General features: G+C 44.5%; 16 protein-coding genes. 8 read left to right on the top strand and 8 right to left on the bottom strand.

The window, feature by feature from the left end; all coding sequences use genetic code 11:
- Window positions 1–34: 34 nt before the first annotated feature.
- The gene (locus A8L45_RS05980) at window positions 35–1,075 is read left to right on the top strand and encodes an AraC family transcriptional regulator (protein ID WP_068900224.1); all 1,041 of its coding nucleotides are present in this window, start codon (window positions 35–37) and stop codon (window positions 1,073–1,075) included.
- 57 nt (window positions 1,076–1,132) lie between these two features.
- Here the strand turns inward: A8L45_RS05980 and A8L45_RS05975 are convergent, their stop codons facing one another.
- Both A8L45_RS05975 and A8L45_RS05970 read right to left on the bottom strand, forming a co-directional pair.
- Window positions 1,133–2,272 carry a hypothetical protein gene (locus A8L45_RS05975; RefSeq protein ID WP_068900222.1) on the bottom strand — a complete coding sequence of 380 codons (1,140 nt, stop codon included), beginning with the start codon at window positions 2,270–2,272 and terminating at the stop codon, window positions 1,133–1,135.
- A 24-nt stretch (window positions 2,273–2,296) separates the two neighbouring features.
- Window positions 2,297–4,366, bottom strand: coding sequence for a TonB-dependent receptor plug domain-containing protein (locus tag A8L45_RS05970; RefSeq protein WP_083228227.1), 2,070 nt, complete (start codon window positions 4,364–4,366; stop codon window positions 2,297–2,299).
- Between the two features lie 1,073 nt (window positions 4,367–5,439).
- On the opposite strand from A8L45_RS05970, the gene A8L45_RS05965 reads away from it, so the two are divergent.
- Entirely contained in the window at window positions 5,440–5,637 is a 198-nt protein-coding gene (locus A8L45_RS05965; protein ID WP_068900218.1) for a hypothetical protein, read from the top strand.
- A 147-nt stretch (window positions 5,638–5,784) separates the two neighbouring features.
- On the opposite strand, the gene A8L45_RS05960 is transcribed toward A8L45_RS05965, so the two are convergent.
- Complete coding sequence (locus tag A8L45_RS05960; protein WP_139122318.1) at window positions 5,785–6,840, bottom strand: LacI family DNA-binding transcriptional regulator; 1,056 nt, start codon at window positions 6,838–6,840, stop codon at window positions 5,785–5,787.
- A gap of 151 nt (window positions 6,841–6,991) precedes the next feature.
- Between A8L45_RS05960 and A8L45_RS05955 the strand changes: the two genes are divergently transcribed.
- The gene (locus A8L45_RS05955) at window positions 6,992–8,143 is read left to right on the top strand and encodes a phytanoyl-CoA dioxygenase family protein (RefSeq protein ID WP_068900215.1); all 1,152 of its coding nucleotides are present in this window, start codon (window positions 6,992–6,994) and stop codon (window positions 8,141–8,143) included.
- A gap of 10 nt (window positions 8,144–8,153) precedes the next feature.
- Here A8L45_RS05955 and A8L45_RS05950 read toward each other — a convergent pair whose 3' ends face one another.
- The 5 genes from A8L45_RS05950 to A8L45_RS05930 all read right to left on the bottom strand — a co-directional run bounded on the left by A8L45_RS05950 (window position 8,154) and on the right by A8L45_RS05930 (window position 13,280).
- Entirely contained in the window at window positions 8,154–9,179 is a 1,026-nt protein-coding gene (locus tag A8L45_RS05950) for a LacI family DNA-binding transcriptional regulator (RefSeq protein ID WP_068900214.1), read from the bottom strand.
- A 147-nt stretch (window positions 9,180–9,326) separates the two neighbouring features.
- Window positions 9,327–10,292, bottom strand: coding sequence for a sugar ABC transporter substrate-binding protein (locus tag A8L45_RS05945; protein ID WP_083228225.1), 966 nt, complete (start codon window positions 10,290–10,292; stop codon window positions 9,327–9,329).
- A 95-nt stretch (window positions 10,293–10,387) separates the two neighbouring features.
- On the bottom strand, window positions 10,388–11,191 hold the full coding sequence (locus A8L45_RS05940) for an ATP-binding cassette domain-containing protein (RefSeq protein WP_068900213.1): 804 nt from the start codon (window positions 11,189–11,191) through the stop codon (window positions 10,388–10,390).
- Window positions 11,192–11,218: 27 nt separating this feature from the next.
- Window positions 11,219–12,361, bottom strand: a complete 1,143-nt coding sequence (locus A8L45_RS05935) for an ABC transporter permease (protein ID WP_245680652.1) — start codon at window positions 12,359–12,361, stop codon at window positions 11,219–11,221.
- Window positions 12,362–12,386: 25 nt separating this feature from the next.
- Entirely contained in the window at window positions 12,387–13,280 is an 894-nt protein-coding gene (locus tag A8L45_RS05930; protein ID WP_068900211.1) for a TIM barrel protein, read from the bottom strand.
- 468 nt (window positions 13,281–13,748) lie between these two features.
- Here A8L45_RS05930 and iolD point away from each other — a divergent pair, with 468 nt between their 5' ends.
- Genes iolD through A8L45_RS05905 form a run of 5 tightly spaced genes read left to right on the top strand, consistent with a single transcriptional unit; the run spans window position 13,749 to window position 19,614 of the window.
- A complete protein-coding gene (iolD, locus tag A8L45_RS05925; protein ID WP_068900209.1) occupies window positions 13,749–15,602 on the top strand; it encodes a 3D-(3,5/4)-trihydroxycyclohexane-1,2-dione acylhydrolase (decyclizing) in 1,854 nt (617 codons plus the stop codon).
- A gap of 55 nt (window positions 15,603–15,657) precedes the next feature.
- A complete protein-coding gene (locus A8L45_RS05920; RefSeq protein ID WP_068900208.1) occupies window positions 15,658–16,833 on the top strand; it encodes a Gfo/Idh/MocA family protein in 1,176 nt (391 codons plus the stop codon).
- Window positions 16,826–17,872, top strand: a complete 1,047-nt coding sequence (gene iolC, locus A8L45_RS05915; RefSeq protein ID WP_068900206.1) for a 5-dehydro-2-deoxygluconokinase — start codon at window positions 16,826–16,828, stop codon at window positions 17,870–17,872. Before A8L45_RS05920 ends, iolC begins: the two co-directional genes overlap by 8 nt.
- A gap of 17 nt (window positions 17,873–17,889) precedes the next feature.
- Window positions 17,890–18,750 (top strand): 5-deoxy-glucuronate isomerase, encoded by an 861-nt coding sequence (locus tag A8L45_RS05910; RefSeq protein WP_068900204.1) that lies wholly within the window; start codon window positions 17,890–17,892, stop codon window positions 18,748–18,750.
- Window positions 18,751–18,780: 30 nt separating this feature from the next.
- Window positions 18,781–19,614 (top strand): class II fructose-bisphosphate aldolase, encoded by an 834-nt coding sequence (locus tag A8L45_RS05905; RefSeq protein WP_068900202.1) that lies wholly within the window; start codon window positions 18,781–18,783, stop codon window positions 19,612–19,614.
- The last annotated feature ends 3 nt before the right edge of the window (window positions 19,615–19,617 follow it).

Here is a 19,617-nt window from a genome sequence, read left to right as displayed (position 1 = left end):
TTCAGGACATCTCTAATTTAGACGTGGGATTTTCATGGACAATTTAGATAATTCAAAAAAAGAAATGCGTTTTCCGGTGAGTTATTTACACCCAGTAAAATCGTTGTGTGAAGCACAAGGGATTGACTTTATATCTATGCTGAAAGACAAATACAACCTTGACGAAGATATACTCAATCAGCGTGATGCGTTTATTAGTGCCTATCATTTCAGACTTAATCTTGAACAAATTTCACGGTGTGTTGAGAACAACCCTAGAGGTCAATACCAATTCGTGGAAGCACTCCCTTTGGACACTCATGGATTTGTCGGACTTGCAGCCATGTCATCTGCATCCATTAAACAGGCGGCGGGTGTTACACTAAGATATTTGAATCAAGTAATGCCTGCAATGAGGCTGTCGGTCAATGAAACGTCCCAGTTTGCAGAGCTTAATCTTGGCCTCGCCGCCAACTTTGATAAATATAATAGTTTGTTAATCGAAGCGGTAGCTTGTGCAGTTTTTAATATCGCAAGACTCACCAATCTTGATTACGCCACAACCCATGTTGAGTTTTCTCATCAAAAACTTCACTTCACTGAAATAAGTAAAATATTTCCAAAGGCAAATGTAAAAATGGGCTGCGAAAAAGATCGAATGCTATTGCCTATTGAATTATACAATACACCTATTTATACAAGCAGTTCTAAAACTCAGATGATGCTCACTTCGATATTAAGAAGTCAGCAGAAAACAAGCGATATACAACAAACAACAACAGAAAAAACACTCTGTATTATCGAGCAACGTTTTGATTCAATGTTGCCGTCATCTGTTGAGGATGTCAGTGCAGCACTTGAAATATCAACGCGCTCCTTAAGCCGTCATCTTAAAGAAGAGAAAACGAGCTTTAAACGGATCTACAGTGACTTCAGGCTTAAACAAGCCAAACATATGCTGCAAGAGAGCGGGTCTAGCATAGCCTCCGTATCACAGAGACTTCACTTTTCGGGTGACAGCAGCTTTTCACGCTTTATCAAAAAGCAGACAGGAATGAGCCCAAGTGATCTCAAGAGGCAGTTGGCGTCAAAGTGATATGTCGTTTTATAGTGAAATGAGAAAGGCAACCTCCAGAGGTTGCCTTAAATAGAGTTATTGAGTCAGCTCTTCATAGCGATAAACAATGTTCCCCGATTTCTCGGTGCCCTCTTTACCGTAGTTACCCAATACCTGTACTTTAAACAGCCTAGGCACAACACCTTGCTCATCTTTAATGCAGTAAGTGGTAAACGTCGGCCACATTTGATGTCTGCCAGCAACGTTGTATTGTAGTGGTCCATAGCTACCAGGCTTGCTCAAGACACCTGTCGCTGTGTCAGAGAAATACTTGTAAACCTGTTCACTGTCTGTTGGGTTAGTGATTTCAGAGGCCTTTTTATCATTCAGCAGGTATCCGACACCGGCTTTACCGGAACCTGAGGCACCGCCATTAACTTGCATTACATAGGCTCTTGATTCAGCTTTTATACTGATATCCCAACCACCATTATCTGCCATGACAACATTGCTATCATTGATGTCGAAGTATTGCCTCTCGCTAGAAAAATCGACTTCTGTGACAACTTCATTATCAAAGGTTTGTGAGTTCTCATTCCAGTTTTTCACTGAGAACTCTAATTTTCTTGTCGTGGCTTGTCCAAATTCCACAGTCAACGTTTTCACTGATACCAATGCATAAGTGTCGCTGCCGTCAACATCAGTTTTAATAATCCATCCGTTACCCTCTTTCGCTGAATAAGTCGGGGCGCCTTGACTGTAATCAGCTTCTACCCAGTCTTCCATTTCAATTTGAGTTTTAATGGAATCTTCAACATATGTACCTGCAGAACAGGTTGCAAATGTGACTTCAGAAAATTTATCCGCCGTGGATGAAGCATCTAACTTTTCAAACTCGGCCTGAACTGGCTGATTTTTGTCATCATACAATTCGTCATATTGGTGGGCAATGAAACCTGAAACCTTACCATCACCCGAGGCAGATGCACCGCCATTAGTCGAAAAACCAACATACTTTTGATACGCCACGTGCCAGCTATCGTCAGTGACTACTGCACCAGAAATTAAGCTTAACCCCTGTTTCTGCCCCGTTGACGCATCTACAACACTTACAGTGCCTACTTCAGTGTTTCCATTGTTTTCTTGCTCAGAAGAGGAAGAACCTGAGCCATTACATCCCATTAATATCAGTGCTGATACAGCAGCAGCAGATACTTGCTTAATATTGTAAGTCATATCATATCCTTTGTTTTTAGCTGTTTATCCTTTGTATTCAAACCCAGCATATATATAACGTCCCTTTGATGGCCTCAGGTCGTTATTATTACTTGCATCCTGAACAACATTGGTGGCGTTATTTATTCCAATAAATACTTTTAAGTTATCTGAAATTTTTGTATTCGCTTTAAAATCGATCGTGCTATACCCCGGCGATTCGATGTTATTTCTTTCGTCTACAAAAACTTTAGATTTATATTTTCCGGCTACAGAGAACTCTGTTTTTAAAGAAGGAACTGAGTAGCTCGTAGTTAATAGGTAGGTATGTTTCGCCCTTTCAGGTAACGTTTTTCCATTCAACTCCGGATTATTATCTAAATTAGTCGCGACTAAATGGTTATAAGAAACCTCAGCCTTTAAGTTGTCTGTAATTTTTGCTGTAAGTGTACCTTCGAACCCTTCGGTTTTTGCTTTACTTACGTTGAGATAACTATAAATAGCAAGTTCATTAGTCGATTTATCTTTGTCCAAACCTGTATCAATAAGGTTTTCTAATTTATTACTGAACGTATTTAATGCTAGTGACGTCTTTTCATTCACTCTAAAATCGACACCAAGTTGGTAGCTTGTTGAGGATTCTGGCTTCAAGTCACGATTACCGAGTACCATATATCCAAGAGCGCTATGGTCAAATATGTAAAAACGCTCTTTCAGATTGGGGGTTTTATACCCTGAACCAATACCAGCTCTGAGCGTTACTTGATAATCGCTAAGTTTGGCAGGGCTGTATCTAGCATTCAGGCTTGGTGTAAGTTTAGAGCCAAAGTCTTTATCGTCCTGATAACGAAAGCCAGGAACAACCTCAAGTTCATCGGTAATAAAGATCTCATCTTGTGCATAAAATTCGACTTTCTCATTTTTTGCATCTTTCAGTTCGGCGAGACCGTCGTTGGTCTGCTCAACGCTATCAGATTCGGCAACAACACCGAGTGTCAAGAGCTGGACATCGGTTATATCAATACTGAATTTAAGCTCTGCTTTTTGTGCATCTGAACTCGCTGTTCGAGTTTGATCAATCTTGGGGGTAGAAATGAAATCTTGATGACTGGTTTGCTTCTGTTCACTGTATATATAGTATCCAGATGCAAATATAATATCGGTCAGTTGTTTTTCGACGCTAACGTTGATACCGGTTCTTTCATTTTTTTCAATTTTATCTTTTTTTTGTCGGCCATGTGGTGGCTTTAGCTGGCCGAGATAGGGAGCATGGATATCATCCATATACCAACTGGGTTTGATCTCCAATACTGTGCCATTGCTAAACCGATACCCCCCAGCCAAAGATAAATTATATTTAGTACCTTCGTATTCATTAATGGAATATGTGGTCTTATCGAGGTCAACCCCGCCCTGACTTCTCACATCACCGACAAATTTCAAATACCAATCTTCATCACTGGCATAGGCATAGAGTTTTGCTGCTCCATCATTTACTATACCGTCTCTGACATTGGCGTCACCGTATGAACCAGCATCAAAAGTAAGCTCATACCCGTTTCCAGAGTCGAAAGGACGTTTAGTGATAATATTCACTACACCTGCCATCGCATTTGAGCCGTACAAAGAAGACACTGCACCTTTAACGATCTCTATTTGCTTAATGCCGGCTAATGAGAGTTTTGTAATGTCTGTCGCCTCGTTGGCGGACAGATTGGTGGGTAAGCCATCTAGCAAGACCAGCGTCTGATCCGCATTCAGCCCTTGCATGATAATATTTTTACCGTCTTTACCGTGAATATCGGTCAGCTGAACGCTGGAGACGTACTTCATTGTCTCAGACAGATCCCTGTCATGACGGGTTTTTATCTCTTTCTCTGACACCACTTCAGTTCGTACAGGGACATCTAACAACTTTCGTTTGCTTTTGGTTCCTGTTACCACGATGACATCGAGCGAATCATCGTCATAGGCTTCAACAACATCTTCATTATTGAGTGTGTCACCTACAGAATCCTGACTAGCTGTTACTGTGGATGAAAACAGAGTTAAAGTGCTAAAAATCAGAGTGAAACTGGTGTGAAAATTTCCCACAATACGTCCTTCCTTTGACATATTAGTCTGAGCGATACTTAATCCCACACTTTATACTGATAATGCGGATGATAACGATTCGTATTTGAGATCACTTTAAAGAAAAATGAGTTCTCTGTGAATAAAAGCAATGAATTTGACGCGATATACTGGATTAACTCGACAAAAATAGAAATTACACCCACAGCACATATTGACTTTGGGTAAGATCTCTAGCTTTAAAATCGTTTTTTCACCCACCAGCACTTAAAAACATTGGAGAATGTCAGGATATATTTTTTTAGATCATTGGCTTTTTACGTCAATAAATAAGTCATTAAAGCTTTCACCTCTACCTAAATATATACCTCTCATCGTAACTAAATATGGAGGAATAAAGAGTGTTTGATAGGAAATTTAATTTACCTTCTGTTGAATTGTGAAAAATACATTTACCATAATGCATCGGCCTACTTATAAAGCTAATAGATTGGGATATATTATTTAATCTTTATTATATTTGAAATCATAAACCTTCTATAGAATTATATTTACCAAATTTAATTTTACTTATAAAGTAAAATATCAATACTTTCAATTTTGATAAAAAACTAATATTACGATTTACAAAAATATACCATTTTTTAATTAGAGTTAATTAGAAAACCTATTATTGATGGATAAGTCATAAGTGTTATATTTATAGCAATGTGAAAGTTAAGCTCACCAGAAGAACCAGAAAATAATAATATCAACTAAACGATAGTAGATAAGATGCTGCCCAATAAATCACATATTTACGCCAATAATTCTGACAAAAGAATAGCCAGAAGTGTAGTGATAAACAGTCAGTAGGAAACTAATAATTTGCATATCCATGTATCACTTGTGCCGAGACTTTGTATCAATAAAAATACAATCAGTCATACAGCAGCTGATATCGACCTGACGTGCTGGTAACTACACTGATACTCAGTGTATTCTTGAAGTGTTAATGCAAGATACAAAACGTAGCCTTCAGATTGGAGTCTAATTGGTCATTGGGCGTAAACGAGCAGAAAGGCCTGCTTTTACGTGACAGATAATCAACAGGCTGGAATCTAGGGAGGTTCACTATGAATAATGAAAACGTTTTTGCTAGATATTCTGATTATGGCACCCCCGCAGATGAACACGATACGTGCGGAGAATCGTCGGTTTTTGATCCGTCGACCAACCGAGAATTGACCGACATGGCTATTTTTACAAAAGATCATTCTTCTGCAAAACCGTCATCAGGTGCTATCAATATGTACTTTATGCAATATTATTGATTCGATAAGTCGTGATGACTCAGCCATCCATAACTGGATGGCTTTATTATGTCTGTACTTCATGCAACTTGTTTACCTGTCCTAGTACGTCTACTCAGTGAAAGAAAAAACTGTTCCACTAAATAGATATCGCTATAGATTAGCTAGTTACCTCAGACTTTGACTGAACGGTGTCACCACATTGATTGAAGACTGATAGCCATTAATCAGCGGTGTTCTGCGGTAGTGATTGAGTAAAAACTGAAGAGCAGCACGGGCATCATCTCTCAGCTTATGGTCAATCACCGCATGTATCTTGAACTGGTTAAGAAGGTCACGGTTCTCATCATCCATGTCATGGGCGATAAAAACCGGGTTTTCTCGCCCAAGTGCTTCAAATGCTCTCAGAATTGCCCGATTTCCACCACCGATACTGTAAACACCGGAGACAGCATTATCAGACTCAATACAATCTTTTATTCGCCTCTCCGTATCAAGTGGTAATCCCTTCCCACCACTCGCATCAATAACAGACAAGTAAGGATACCTCGCCAATACACTAAGAAAGCCCGCTAACCTCTCTTCCTCGCCATGAAAAGTATGATCGCTGAGTGGACAAAGAATCCGACTCTCTGATACTGGTAACCATTGTGCCAGTAAATAAGCGGCCGTTTGTCCCGCAGAATGATTATTCATACCAATATAAGCAAGCCTTTTACTATCGGGAATATCAGTGACCAAGGTAACAATAGGTAGTTGCTCAGATACAGCATTTACCGCTCGACTGACTTCAGGCAAGTTGGGGGCCTTGAGAACAAGACCATGGCATTGTCTTGCTGTTGTTTTCATCACTTCCTCCACCATATCGAAAGCAGAGATCCGCTCAAAAAATCGAAAACGAACCCTGATTTTGTAGGGAGACATTTGAGGAAGCACCCACAAAAAGGCATCTTTCACCTGCTGGCTGAAGCGTGACGGTGTATCCATCAAGAGATCAAAGTAGAAAGTTCGTCCTCGCATCAGGCTTAGCTGATATTGGCTCTCTAACTCTTCAATCGCTTTTGTCACTTTTTGTACGGTCAAGCGGTGTACATTTCCCCTGTCATTCAGCACTCTATCGACAGTCGCTAAACCCACACCAGCCTGCGCAGCAATTTGTTTGGCTGAAAATCGTTTGATGTAACCACTCCTTGCGTCTCTCTTAAATATCACACTACGAAACAATATTGGACACCACCATGAGTGTAATGTTTCCAACCTCACCAGTGATGATCAGAACCGATAATTGATGAGTTTTTGATGAATTTCTTTGTCAAAAATCTACATAGATTGAATACAGTGAATAAAGAAGACAACAGAGCGAACAGGTGAAAAAATGACTTTTTTTAGCGAAGAAACAATGGAATATGATATTAAAACGCTCTCACAGATCTGTGAAAAAGTGACTGTCAAAGGGGATTACCCATTGTCAGCACACATAGAAAAGAATGTCGTCATTTACGATGGTGATACTCTTAGACAGCGAAGCGACAAACTGGCATTGAAGACAGAATTCGCCCATGTATTAAGAGATGGGCCGGGCGTGCTTGTTATAAAAAACGCATGGAAAAAAATGGAAACTGTGGATGAAATGACTCAGGTCTTTGCATTCATTCTCGACCACGAGGCAACCATAAACCACGGTGATCACTTTGCCAGCAAAGATGCTGTTCCCAATGGACGGATCTGGAATGTATTTCAGAAAAGTGCACTCATCAATCCTGAAGTATTTATTGCTTACTATACCAATCCTGTCCTACGTTGGGTCAGTGAAGCTTGGTTAGGATCTGGATATCAGGTCACAGCTCAGGTAAATATGGTGTACCCGGGAGGAAAAGCACAACAGCCTCATCGCGATTATCATATGGGGTTTCAGCGAGCAAAGGCACTGTTTGATTTTCCAAAACATGTTCATCACATGACGCCAATGCTGACATTGCAAGGGGCAGTTGCTCACAGCGATATGCCCATCGAATCCGGCCCAACATTACTTCTACCCTACTCGCAACAGCTTCCTGATGGCTATTTCAGTATTCATCAAAGTGAGTTCAACGCGTATTTTCAACAGCACGCCATACAGTTGCCTTTGGAAAAAGGAGACGCCGTTTTCTTCAACCCGGCTCTGTTTCATGCAGCAGGCGAAAACAATACACGCGATCTCAATCGCTGCGCGAATTTACTTCAGATCTCGTCGATATATGGCAGAGCAATGGAGACCGTTAATCACTTCGCCATTTGCGATGCCGTTTTCGATACCTTGGCACAGCAATGGCATAAAGATGCCCTATCTATCGATGAAAAAACATCCATCATCACTGCTGTTGCAGATTGCTATGCGTTTCCGAGCAACCTAGATCGCGATCCACCAGTCAAAGGCATGGCTCCAGCAACAATGGCCGATTTACTCGAACAAGCATTGGCAGAGCGATGGAAAAAAGAGGTGTTCATCGATACTCTGACTGAAAAGGAAAATAGGAAGCGAGCCTGAATACCTCAGGCTAATTAACAGGCTTCAACGAACCACGGGAAACCGCTTCACATGGTAACGTAACAGATTGGGGAGACATTTCTGGATTCGCGATTCGTTCAAACAGGGCGTTGATGGTGGCCTGAACCATTTCGAGATAAGGCTGGCGGATAGTCGACAAATCATAAGCCTTGGTGCTTGCCAGCTGAATATCATCCACGCCCACAATACCAACATCATCAGGTATATGAAGCCCCAGCTCTTGTCGGATAGCATCCATACCACCACATGCCATAATGTCATCAGCAAAGAATATGGCATCCGGACATTCAGAGCCGCGGTATAACCTAAGAGTAGCCTCAAAGCCCGCTGTATAGCTGAACTCCCCTCCCTCAACCACTTGCCATGTCTGGCATCCTCTCGCCAATAACTGACCAACAAAACCCCGCTGACGATCAAGTGATGCCGTAGTGCCGACAGGACCACCAACAAAAGCCGGACGAACATATCCCGCGTTCAGCACCATATCAGCGGCCATCTGTCCGGCTGCAATATTGTCGCAACTGATTTCAGTCACGCTGTTATCGCTGGACGTTCTTCCGAAGATGGTTACTGGCGTTTTTTTGACCCGACAGGCCTCAACCAGCTCTTTGGGCAAAGACGCGGAGGTGATGATCAGGCCGTCAACGTTGTATTCCATGACGAGTTCAACGGCTTCACTAATGTCCATATCACCGTCAACGTTTATCAGTAGGCTGTGGCAGTTTCTCTTTTGTATCTCGGTAGTGAATGCACTCAAAACGGGCATGTAGAAGGGGTTGTTGAAATCTGTCACCAATATTCCAATCAAGCTTGAACGGGATTTAATACCGCGTGCGAGACGATTTGGTTTGTAATTCAATGTTTCAGCAGCAGCCAACACCTTTTTCCGAAGCTTCTCAGAGATGCTGGCGTTGGGGTTAAAAGCACGTGATACTGCAGAGACAGAAACGCCTGCAGCTTTAGCGACTTCAACGACTGTTACTTTACCTTCAACTTCTGGTTTGCCGACCGTCATGCTTGGTTATCACCTTGTATTCACCTCATACACGGATATTAACTGAGAATGTTTTCAAATGCACAGGACGAGGGGCAATGATGAGAAATGAGCCACTCAACGATGATGAGCGGCTCGGGGGATAACATACAAAATGTTATCTACTGGCTATCTATATTCACCTGCCAGTTTTTCAACCAAACCAACGTTGTTTTTTGTGACAAAACCCGGACCCGAGTTAATATTATTTGATGGAATGACACCGTAGCGGTTGTAAAGCGTCAATGCCATCACAGGCACATAACCTTGCAGGAAAGGCTGCTGATCAATGCCCCATTGAATGTTGCCTTCCTTGATCGCTTCAGCTATCTCGCCACTCAAGTCGAATGTGCCGAAGTAAATTTTGCCCAGTTGACGGTTTTTCTCTAGCGCCCTAAGCGTGGGGTGAGCAGATGTTGGTCCAAGTGTAAGTACCGCACCTGTGTCAGGTTTGGCACGCAGGTAGGCAAGTACCTTCTTTTCTATACCCGTCGGATCCTGACCAGAGTCAATCATCTGGCTGCCCAAATCGACGCCGAGTGCATCAGCAAATCCCTGACAACGCTCAACTGAAGCGGGATTAGTAATATAGTGATTCACACAGACAAAACTCTTTACGCCATCTTTTTTGGCACGCTTACCTGCACCATATCCGGCATCATATTCAGGTTGACCGACATGCATCAGCGCACCGACATCTTCACTCTGCTGATGTGTCCCTGAGTTAATGGTGATCACCGGAATGCCTTTTTTCTCTGCTTTTTTCAGCGCACCCTTTAGAACATCATAATCAGCAAGTGTTGTAATAATACCATTTGGATTAGATGCAACAGCCTGCTCAAGTATTCTGGCCATATCAGCGAGGTCACCAGTAGGTGGATTTCTGTACTCCACCTTCACATCAAGCTGATCACCCGCTTCTTTAATTGCATTTTTAATCGTATTCCACCATGAATCAGAATCAGGCGCATGGCTCACCAGTACAAATCTTTCATCTGCAGCCAGTGCAGTAGTTGGTGTAAAAACCGCCACACCTGCCACAAGCCCCAGCAACACGGACGCTTTTTTCACGACCTTGATTATTCGGTATTTCATCCGTCTTTCTCCATGTTGTAACTGTTAGGTTAATAAAAAGCTTCGTTAGAATGTCTGTTAACTTGATAACAAAGCACAATCTGTGCGTGGCTTTCTTAATGGCCGACTGCCGCATCCGTATGCGCAAATTCGGCCAGTTCAGCTTCTAACGTTTCAAGCTCCTGTCCTCCTGACATCATTTCAAGGATCTGTTCCCTGGAAACATCACTCTTTTTCCAGGAGCCCAGGCTTTTACCCCTGTTTAGCAGGGTAAATCTATCGCCCACCGGATAAGCATGATGGACATTATGTGTAATAAGAATCACTGCCAGACCTTTTCCCCGGGCTCTGGCGACCACTTTAAGGACGTTGGCAGATTGCTTAACACCCAAAGCTGCTGTGGGTTCGTCAAGGATCAGTACCTTGGCACCAAAGTGGATAGCGCGGGCAATGGCAAGACATTGACGTTCCCCACCAGACATAGTGCCTATGGGGTGATCGCAATCTCTCACGTCAATTCCCATATCTGCCATCCCTGCTCTTGCAATTTCATGGGCTTTTTTAGTATCAAATACGTTAAACGGGCCCCATTTTTTCGTCAGCTCGCGACCCATAAAAAAATTCCGGGTGACGCTCATCAGGGGAACCAGTGCCAAATCTTGATAGACGGTTGCAATACCTGCGTCGAGCGCATCGCGAGGAGAATTGAAAGCCACCGGCTTTCCGTCCATCAGAAACTCGCCTTCAGAGGGTTTATGAACACCTGCGAGTGTTTTTATCAGCGTTGATTTCCCTGCTCCGTTATCACCCAATAGACAATGCACTTCGCCCATTTTGACCTTCATATTGATATCTTTCAGGGCAATAACAGAACCGAAGTATCGGCTGACGTTTTTGAGTTCTAGAATGTATTTATCCATTGTATTTCCTCTTTCATCAGCGTTAACTCAACGTGCACTGGTGACTTTTTTGCGAATATAATTATTAAAAAGGACAGCGATTAGCAGCATGACACCAAGGAACACCCTGAACCAGTCAGAGTCCACCCCGGTGAAAAATATCCCCATCTGAACAACACCGAAAATGAGGGCACCGAAGAATGCACCGATGACAGAGCCATATCCCCCAGTAAGCAAAGCACCACCAATTACAGCTGCAATAATGGCCTCAAACTCTTTCAGCAAACCACGGTCTGCGGCTGCGGATCCAAATTCGAAAACTTGACAGGCTGCAAACACCGTTGCGCAGAAAGCAGTAAACATAAAGAGGAGAATTTTCACTCTGTCAGTGGGCACGCCGACGTTATTTGCTGCACGGGTATCGCCGCCTGCTGCAAAAATCCAGTTACCAAAACGTGTACGTAACAAAATGAAAGAGGCAATGAACGTCAGAAGGAACCACCAAACGACCACCATGGGTATACCAGAAACGATAGGTGAACCATCATTGTATGTATCAATCAGACCGACATTACCGAGCCAGATAAAAAACCCCGTACCAATCTCACCACCAAATGCCGCTGCGAGCCAGTCGCCTTCAGCCACTTTATCGACGCCAGAGAGAATGGTTTTATTGGTGAGAAGAATAGAAAGCGCGATAGTTAAACCGCGTAGGATGAATAAAAAGGCCAAGGATACAATAAATGAGGGTAACCCCGTTCGGACGACAATGTATCCATTGACAAAACCTATGGCCATAGCACCAGTAAAAGCGAATATAATTGCCAACCATGCTGGCCACCCCCAAAAAACTGATGGTATTGCGATCATCATGCCGGCAAAGCCGATCATTGACCCGATAGATAGATCGAACTCACCGGCAATCATTAGCAGGCATGCGCCCACTGCAATGATGCCTAGTTGTGCAGAAACCGTGGTCCAATTCAGAATGCCGTCTGCATTGAACATGCCTGAATCCCAAGCGACCAACGCAAAGAAAATAAAGACCAGAATGGCTCCAGACACAGAACCTAATTCAGGTCTGGACAATATTTGGTTCAGTAAAGAGACGCTGCGAACCCTTTCGTCATCTGCATTCATCTTTTGCTTGTCCGTTTTACCTGACTGATTCGATTTCATCACCGATGTCATATTACTCCTCCCTTCTCGGCTTGTTTCACTGTCTGATAATAGTGTTTTCAATGAACACTCTGCTCTTTTCAGCGTCTGTGCTGACATCATGGCCGGCAGCGGGATCTGTGTCCTGCTCAACAGTGACCCAACCGTTAAAGTTAATGTCGGTTAATGATTCCCGAACAGCGGAAAAGTCCACACACCCCTCTCCGAGTGGGCAAAAGATGTTAAGAGCAATAGCCTTATAAAAATCAATGCCCTCCTTGACTGACCGAACAAGCACATCTTTTTGAATGTCTTTAAAATGAAGATATTTGACACGTTCAGCATATTGGGTAATTAACGCAGCAGGATCGATACCTGCGTAGACACAATGACCAGTATCAACACACAAAGACATGAGGTCATTGGGGAGATCACGCATCGCCTTATCCACCTCATCTTGATACTCGATAAAAGTACCCGCATGTGGATGCAACGTGGCAACGATACCAAATCGATTACAAATTTCCCCCACTCCCTTTAGTGTCTTGATCATCTCATCCCACTGTGAGTCGTTCAGCCGAGTAGCAGTGTCTTTTTGGCCCGCCTCGTCCGTTCTGGGAGAACACACATGATCAATAACAACAAGAAACTCAGCGCCCTGCTCTTTCAATATCTGGCAGGTTATTTCTGTTTTCTCTAAAATTCTTTCCCTTTCTTCTGGCCGGTGAAGATAGTCAAACAATGTTCCTGCAATCAATTTCAAAGAATATTCTCGCAGTACGTCTGCAAGCTCTGTATTCTCAGTAGGCAGATATCCCAAAGGTCCAAGTTCAGTAGCCTGATAGCCAGATTGTTTCATCTCATGCAATACCTGACTCCACAGTGGATTGTCAGGGTTGTCGGCAAACTCTATTCCCCAGGAACATGGCGCATTAGCCAAATTCAGTTTCACAACTTCACTCCCTTGTTGTATCAAATATTTTCACTGTTTCATCAACTTCATATCGTTTTAGCAGTAATAAAACGCATCGCAATTGTTAATAAAGTGTAAACACATTGCGACTAAACACTTTCTTTAATTTTCCCCTCGAGCCTTATTTTATATGGGCTACGGTAGTTTTTATTAACCGCCATCAAGCAAAGGTCAACAGCTTCGTAACACCCTATAAACATCTATGGTAATGTTTTCATTTTGTCAAAGGTATTATTGATAAAATAATGCTAAAAAGTGAGGTTCGTCATGATTAATGATGAAACCATCAGTAGATACGACGCTAATAGCGATTGCGAGATTGAAAACAATTTCAAAATTAGACTAATCTTTAATCACAGAGTACGGAATATAGCCAACTGACTAAAAAAGGCTGACGCTCTGCACCCAGTAAAACTGATGATTAAAGACTTGTGATGGAGCGTAAGAATGGAAACGGTTCGACTCACTACAGCAGAGGCACTTGCCCGCTATCTCACCAAACAGTTTATCGAGGTCGATGGAGAGGAAGTGCCTCTGTTTGGATGTGCTTTTGCAATTTTTGGACATGGAAATGTCACTTGCCTTGGTCAACAACTCTACGAGCATCAATCTGATATTCCAACGTGGCGTGGTCAAAACGAACAGTCAATGGCATTAGCTGCTATTGCTTACGCTAGAGCCAACAAGAGACAGAGGGTAGGTATTGCGACATCTTCTGTTGGACCGGGAGCAGCCAATATGATCACAGCTGCCGGGGTCGCGCATACCAACCGCCTGCCACTACTGATGCTCGCCGGAGATACGTTTCAGTCGCGTCTTCCTGATCCTGTATTACAACAGACCGAGCACTTCAATAATCCGACCATCACAGTTAACGATGCGTTCAAAGCAGTGACCCGCTACTGGGACAGGATCACCAAGCCAAGTCAACTGGTCGCGTCCCTGCCACAAGCCATTGCCACCTTGCTCGATCCAGCTGATTGTGGACCTGTTATGTTGGCATTACCACAAGATACTCAAGGCGAGGTTTGGGATTTTCCCACTGTGTTCTTTGCAAAAAAGGTTCACCGGATCCGCAGACCACAACCAGAGCATTGTGATATCGAACGCGCTGTAGCGTGGTTGAAAGAAGCTAAGAAGCCTCTGATTATCGCTGGCGGCGGTGTCTTTTACAGTCATGCAGAGCAAGAGCTTGAGGACTTTATTAATCGCCATCAGATTCCCCTTGTGGAGACCATTGCTGGTCGTTCCGTATTGCGGTCCAGTCACCCACTGAATTGCGGTCCAATTGGTACGACTGGCTCTGACAGTGCGAATCATCTGGCCGCAGAGGCGGATGTGGTATTAGCAGTTGGCACTCGTCTTCAGGATTTCACCACAGGTTCATGGACAGTTTTCCAAAATCCATCGTTGAAAATCATCAGCATTAACACCTGCCGGTTTGATGCTGTCAAACATCAGGCTTTACCGATTGTCGCCGATGCACGCGATGCGATTAAAGCTCTGCACTCTTCACTTGAACAATGGTCAGCGGAGGAAAGCTGGCTCGCCATATCAGTGAGGGAGCGTGAGAGTTGGAAGGAGCAAGTTAACACCCGCACTGCGCCCGTTATATCGGCTTTTCCTTCTTATGCACAAATTGTCGGTCAAGTGAATCAGCTTGCCGATAAGCGCGACAGGATTATTACTGCCGCAGGCGGTCTCCCCGCTGAGTTGAACATGAACTGGCAGGCCTCTGACTCAGGGCAATTGGACATTGAGTTCGGTTTCTCGTGTATGGGCTATGAAATTGCCGCCGGATGGGGAGCGAAAATGGCGATGCCGGATAATGACCCCATCGTACTTGTCGGAGACGGCTCGTATCTGATGATGAATTCTGACATTTATAGCTCAGTTCTGACTGGTCACAAGATGATTGTCATCGTATGTGATAACGGTGGTTTTGCGGTGATCAATAAATTGCAAAACAATACTGGCAACACCAGTTTCAATAATTTACTCAAGGATTGTGCAAGCCTGTCTGAAGGCGACCTTCCCCGGGTTGATTTTGTTTCTCATGCAAAGAGTCTGGGGGCTAATGCCGAAAAAATTGCCTCTCTTGCCGAATTCAGTGCCGCTTTTTATCGGGCTAAAGCCTCAAATAAAACCTACGTCATTGTCACTGATATTGACCCCACCGTCTGGTCATCAACTGAGACTTGGTGGGAGGTGGGTTTGCCTGAACACACTGACGATAAAACGCGGGGCGACATTATTGAAAACTGGGAGTCTGGACGCAAACACCAGAGACCTGGCGTTTAGGTAATTAGCACATTTTTCAAACAACGGTTGTCAGAATACGAATTGAGGAAGATGTATGTTCAATGAAGAAACCAGATTAAGTGTTCCTATCCGTTGGGGGCTGGTTGGGGGCGGTCGTGGCAGTGAAATCGGTCATTCCCATCGTGCTGCAGCAGCACGTGACCATCTATTTACATTTGTTGCTGGCGCATTGGATTTAGATGCGGATCGATGTGCTGACTTCGGTCATAAAATGGGGTTGGATCAAGATCGTTGTTATCCCCACTACAAGGCGATGTTTTTGTCAGAAAGCCAGCGAGATGACGGCATTCAGGCGGTATCCATTGCCACTCCTAACTCTACCCACTTCGATATTGCCAAGGCTGCTATTGAAGCTGGCCTCCATGTGATTTGCGAAAAGCCCGTTACCTTAAACGTACAAGACGCCATTACGCTAAAGGCATTGGCAGAAAAACATAATCGCTTTTTTGCCGTTATGTACGGGTACGCTGGTTATCCGATGATCCATCAGGCAAAGGAGATGGTCAAACGAGGCGATATCGGCAAAGTTCGTATTGTTAACATGCAGTTTGCGCATGGCTTCCACAGTGAGGAAATTGAGAAATTCAGTGAAGGAGCACAGTGGCGCATGTCGCCTACAGTATCAGGGCCAAGTTTCATTATCGGCGACTGTGGCACGCACCCCTTTTATCTCGCCACTCTGATCACCGACCTCAAAGTAACATCCTTGCTATGTGCCAGACAGAGCTTTGTCGAGAGCCGCTCGCCTCTTGAAGATAACGCGAACATTCTGTTCAAGTTCGACAACGGTGCGGTTGGCACACTTTGGGCAAGTGCAATTAATGCAGGATCCATGCACCAGCAAAAGATACGGATCATTGGAGAGAAAGCGAGCCTCGAATGGTGGGACGAATATCCAAATCAACTTAGGTATGAAGTTCAGGGTGAGCCAGCACAAGTACTGGAGCGCGGAATGGGATACCTCTACAGCGACATCGATGCTGTTGGCTGTTCAAGGGTTGGCGGTGGACACCCGGAAGGCTTTTTCGAATCATGGAGCAATCTTTACCATAGATATGCACTTGTGATAGACGCAATCGAACGCCAAGACGAAGAAGCCCAAAAATCACTCTGGTATCCGGATATTGATGCAGGAATTGATGGCGTCAAACTGATTAACTCCTGTGTCAAATCGGCAGACGCCGGTGCCGTGTGGGTGGATTATGAGTAAAGAAGACTTGGTCTTAACCGGTTGGCAGAACCATGTATCGCGTGAGATCGATGTCATTTGTCTCGGGCGTGCTGGCGTAGACCTTTATGGACAACAGCCAGAGCAACCGTTTGGAGCTCTTGTATCGTTTTACAAGTCAGTGGGAGGCTCCCCGGCCAACATTGCATCTGGTTTATCCGCACTTGGGGCAAGAACGGGCTTTATTGGCGGCGTTTCACAAGATGGGCTTGGTGATTATGTCTGCCAGTTCCTCAAAGAGCGACAGATAGACCTGACTGGTATGAAAAAATTCACAGGTGAATATCGAACAAGTCTTGCTCTGGCGGAGCTGAGACAGCAACCAGAAGTGGTTATTTACCGAAATCAGGCGGCGGACCTTGCCATCGACGCGTCTGATATTTCGTCCTCTTATCTCGCCAGAGCCAGATGCCTCGTGGTATCGGGTACAGCTCTCTCTCTCTCACCATCCAGAGAGGCGACGCTACACGCGATGACACTCGCCAGACAACATGATCTGAAGGTAGTCCTTGACCTTGATTACCGCGCATATTCATGGCGTGACTCCCCGTCAGAGCAATATCAGAGAGCGTCTGAATTATCTGATGTGGTCATCGGTAACCGTGAGGAGTTCTCAGTCCTCTCGACGGGCTCTGATAATGAGTACGCATCGTTGTCCGATATCAATACTGCCGAGAGACTGCTGAAGAACTCGCGAACTCAACTGGTGATTATTAAGGCAGGGGAACTTGGCTGCGAGGTGTTTGGACGCAACAATCAAGGTCAGATAACCAGCTTCAAGCAAGGAATTTTTCCCGTTACCGCGCAGAAACCCTATGGTGCAGGCGATGCCTTTGCAGCTGCTTTGCTTTACGGCCTGCTCTATCAATACGCAATACATGACGCGGTTGCGATGGGAGCAGCCAATGCAGCCATCAATGTGATGGGAACAACTTGTGCTGAAGATATGGCCTCGTTATCTGTGTTGCTCGATTTCATGACACAAAATAATTACAGCGTTACCGGAAGTAGACTCACCTAATTTAAGGAAAAAGTCAGATGGGCAAGCATATACCGCCTTTCAATAACAATAATGAACCAATCATTGATATCAATGATGAAACGACACCTCTTTGTTACTTCAACTCTGTTTTGTTGAAGCAGGGAGAGGAATATACCTATCAGTTGGAAGACTACGAATCAGCAGTGGTACTCGCTGCAGGAACCTGCAATATCGAAGCCGGCCAACATAGTTTCAGCGATATTGGACAAAGAACCAGTGTTTGGGACGGTGATCCTGCCGCTGTCTATGTCCCTCCCGGCATGAGTGTCACCGTAAGCTGTACCTCTGAACAAGCTGACATAATGATTGCCGGCGGTCGTTACGATGCCAGTTCTGAAAAGAAGGAGCTGACGCCGTTCTGTATCGACCCCGAGGAGACGGATAAGGTGCAATATGGTAGTGACGATACCAAGACTCACCGCAAAATAAAGCACATATTAGGTCAGAAAAATGCAGGATGCAGAGGCCGCTTGTTAGTCAGTGAGCTATTTACTGTCGGTGCAGGTGGCTGGTCGGGTTTTCCACCACACAAACATGATACTGAACGCGGCGAGGAAGAGACGCGTTTCGAGGAGGTTTATCAGTTTCGGTTCAACCCTGACCACGGCTTCGGTGCCCAATTTCTGTATGAACATCATGACGATCATGGGCCTGTCTATCACGTGAAAACCGGCAGTGTCATTGCCATCGATAAGGGTTATCACCCCAGCGTGGCTGCACCCGGTTATGAGATGTACTACTTCACCATTATCGTTGGCGAGTCCAGCCAGTCATTGGTGCAGTATTTCGACCCTAATCACGCCTATCAGGTTGAGACGATTCCTGGAATCAAAGATATGGTCGCAAAATTTAAATAACTGATACTTTTCAGGGCAGGGATTGTCATTATGTTGGTTTCATTACAGGATATTTCACCTGAGGCGTCGCGCTCAACCGGCGCTATTGCTTGTTGTAATGTATTTGGTATTGAAGAAGCTATCGCCGTTATTTCCGCCGCGGAAGAGGCAAAACGTCCGGTCATTCTGGCTGTAAACAAAGACATGGCAGAACTGGCTGGGGTTGAGGCCATGGCAGGCTTACTACTCCCGCTGGCAAAGGCATCATCAACAAAAGTCTGCATTCATCTCGACCATTGCTATGAGGAAGAAACTGTTTACCGGGCCATTCACTCAGGCTTTACCTCTGTGATGTTCGATGGCTCGCAATTACCTCTATCTGAAAATATACGAAGAACCCGTCAGGTCGCCAATGTCACCAAATCGCTGGGTATTTCTCTCGAGGGAGAGCTGGGTTCAGTGCCTTATCAGGAAGGACGTGATCATATAAGGTCCGCGCTGACCGATCCTGATGAAGCCAGCATTTATGAGGAACAAAGTGGTATTGACGTGCTTGCCATTTCTGTCGGCAATGTCCATCGAATGGCAGAGGCAGGGACACCAATCAACTTCGACCTTGTCAGCAAGCTGGAACAAGCTGTGTCACTCCCCCTCGTCATACACGGTACGACAGGGATCACTGAACAAGACATACGCGCCCTGAAGAAGCGGCGTATTGCAAAATTCAACGTGGGCACGACTCTGAGGCAAGCGTTCGGTTACGCTATTCGCGAACGAATGAAAAATGAACCCGACAAATATGACAGACAATATTTTGCGGGCACGGCAATTGATGCACTCAGAAAGGAAGCTAAACGAGTGATCACCCTGCTGGCACCTGAATAGGGA

This window comes from Veronia pacifica (assembly GCF_001707825.1).
Classification (GTDB): Bacteria; Pseudomonadota; Gammaproteobacteria; order Enterobacterales; family Vibrionaceae; genus Veronia; species Veronia pacifica.
Note: the sequence above shows the minus strand (reverse complement) of the source record. Positions and strands in the feature narration are given on the sequence as shown.

Coding starts and splice junctions, on each gene's coding strand:
- iolC (WP_068900206.1), top strand. CDS start 16,826: ATGAGTAAAGAAGACTTGGTCTTAACCGGTTGGCAGAACCATGTATCG.
- A8L45_RS05935 (WP_245680652.1), bottom strand. CDS start 12,361: ATGACATCGGTGATGAAATCGAATCAGTCAGGTAAAACGGACAAGCAA.
- A8L45_RS05940 (WP_068900213.1), bottom strand. CDS start 11,191: ATGGATAAATACATTCTAGAACTCAAAAACGTCAGCCGATACTTCGGT.
- A8L45_RS05980 (WP_068900224.1), top strand. CDS start 35: ATGGACAATTTAGATAATTCAAAAAAAGAAATGCGTTTTCCGGTGAGT.
- A8L45_RS05965 (WP_068900218.1), top strand. CDS start 5,440: ATGAATAATGAAAACGTTTTTGCTAGATATTCTGATTATGGCACCCCC.
- A8L45_RS05945 (WP_083228225.1), bottom strand. CDS start 10,292: ATGAAATACCGAATAATCAAGGTCGTGAAAAAAGCGTCCGTGTTGCTG.
- A8L45_RS05970 (WP_083228227.1), bottom strand. CDS start 4,366: ATGTCAAAGGAAGGACGTATTGTGGGAAATTTTCACACCAGTTTCACT.
- A8L45_RS05975 (WP_068900222.1), bottom strand. CDS start 2,272: ATGACTTACAATATTAAGCAAGTATCTGCTGCTGCTGTATCAGCACTG.
- A8L45_RS05905 (WP_068900202.1), top strand. CDS start 18,781: ATGTTGGTTTCATTACAGGATATTTCACCTGAGGCGTCGCGCTCAACC.
- A8L45_RS05920 (WP_068900208.1), top strand. CDS start 15,658: ATGTTCAATGAAGAAACCAGATTAAGTGTTCCTATCCGTTGGGGGCTG.
- A8L45_RS05910 (WP_068900204.1), top strand. CDS start 17,890: ATGGGCAAGCATATACCGCCTTTCAATAACAATAATGAACCAATCATT.
- A8L45_RS05955 (WP_068900215.1), top strand. CDS start 6,992: ATGACTTTTTTTAGCGAAGAAACAATGGAATATGATATTAAAACGCTC.
- A8L45_RS05950 (WP_068900214.1), bottom strand. CDS start 9,179: ATGACGGTCGGCAAACCAGAAGTTGAAGGTAAAGTAACAGTCGTTGAA.
- iolD (WP_068900209.1), top strand. CDS start 13,749: ATGGAAACGGTTCGACTCACTACAGCAGAGGCACTTGCCCGCTATCTC.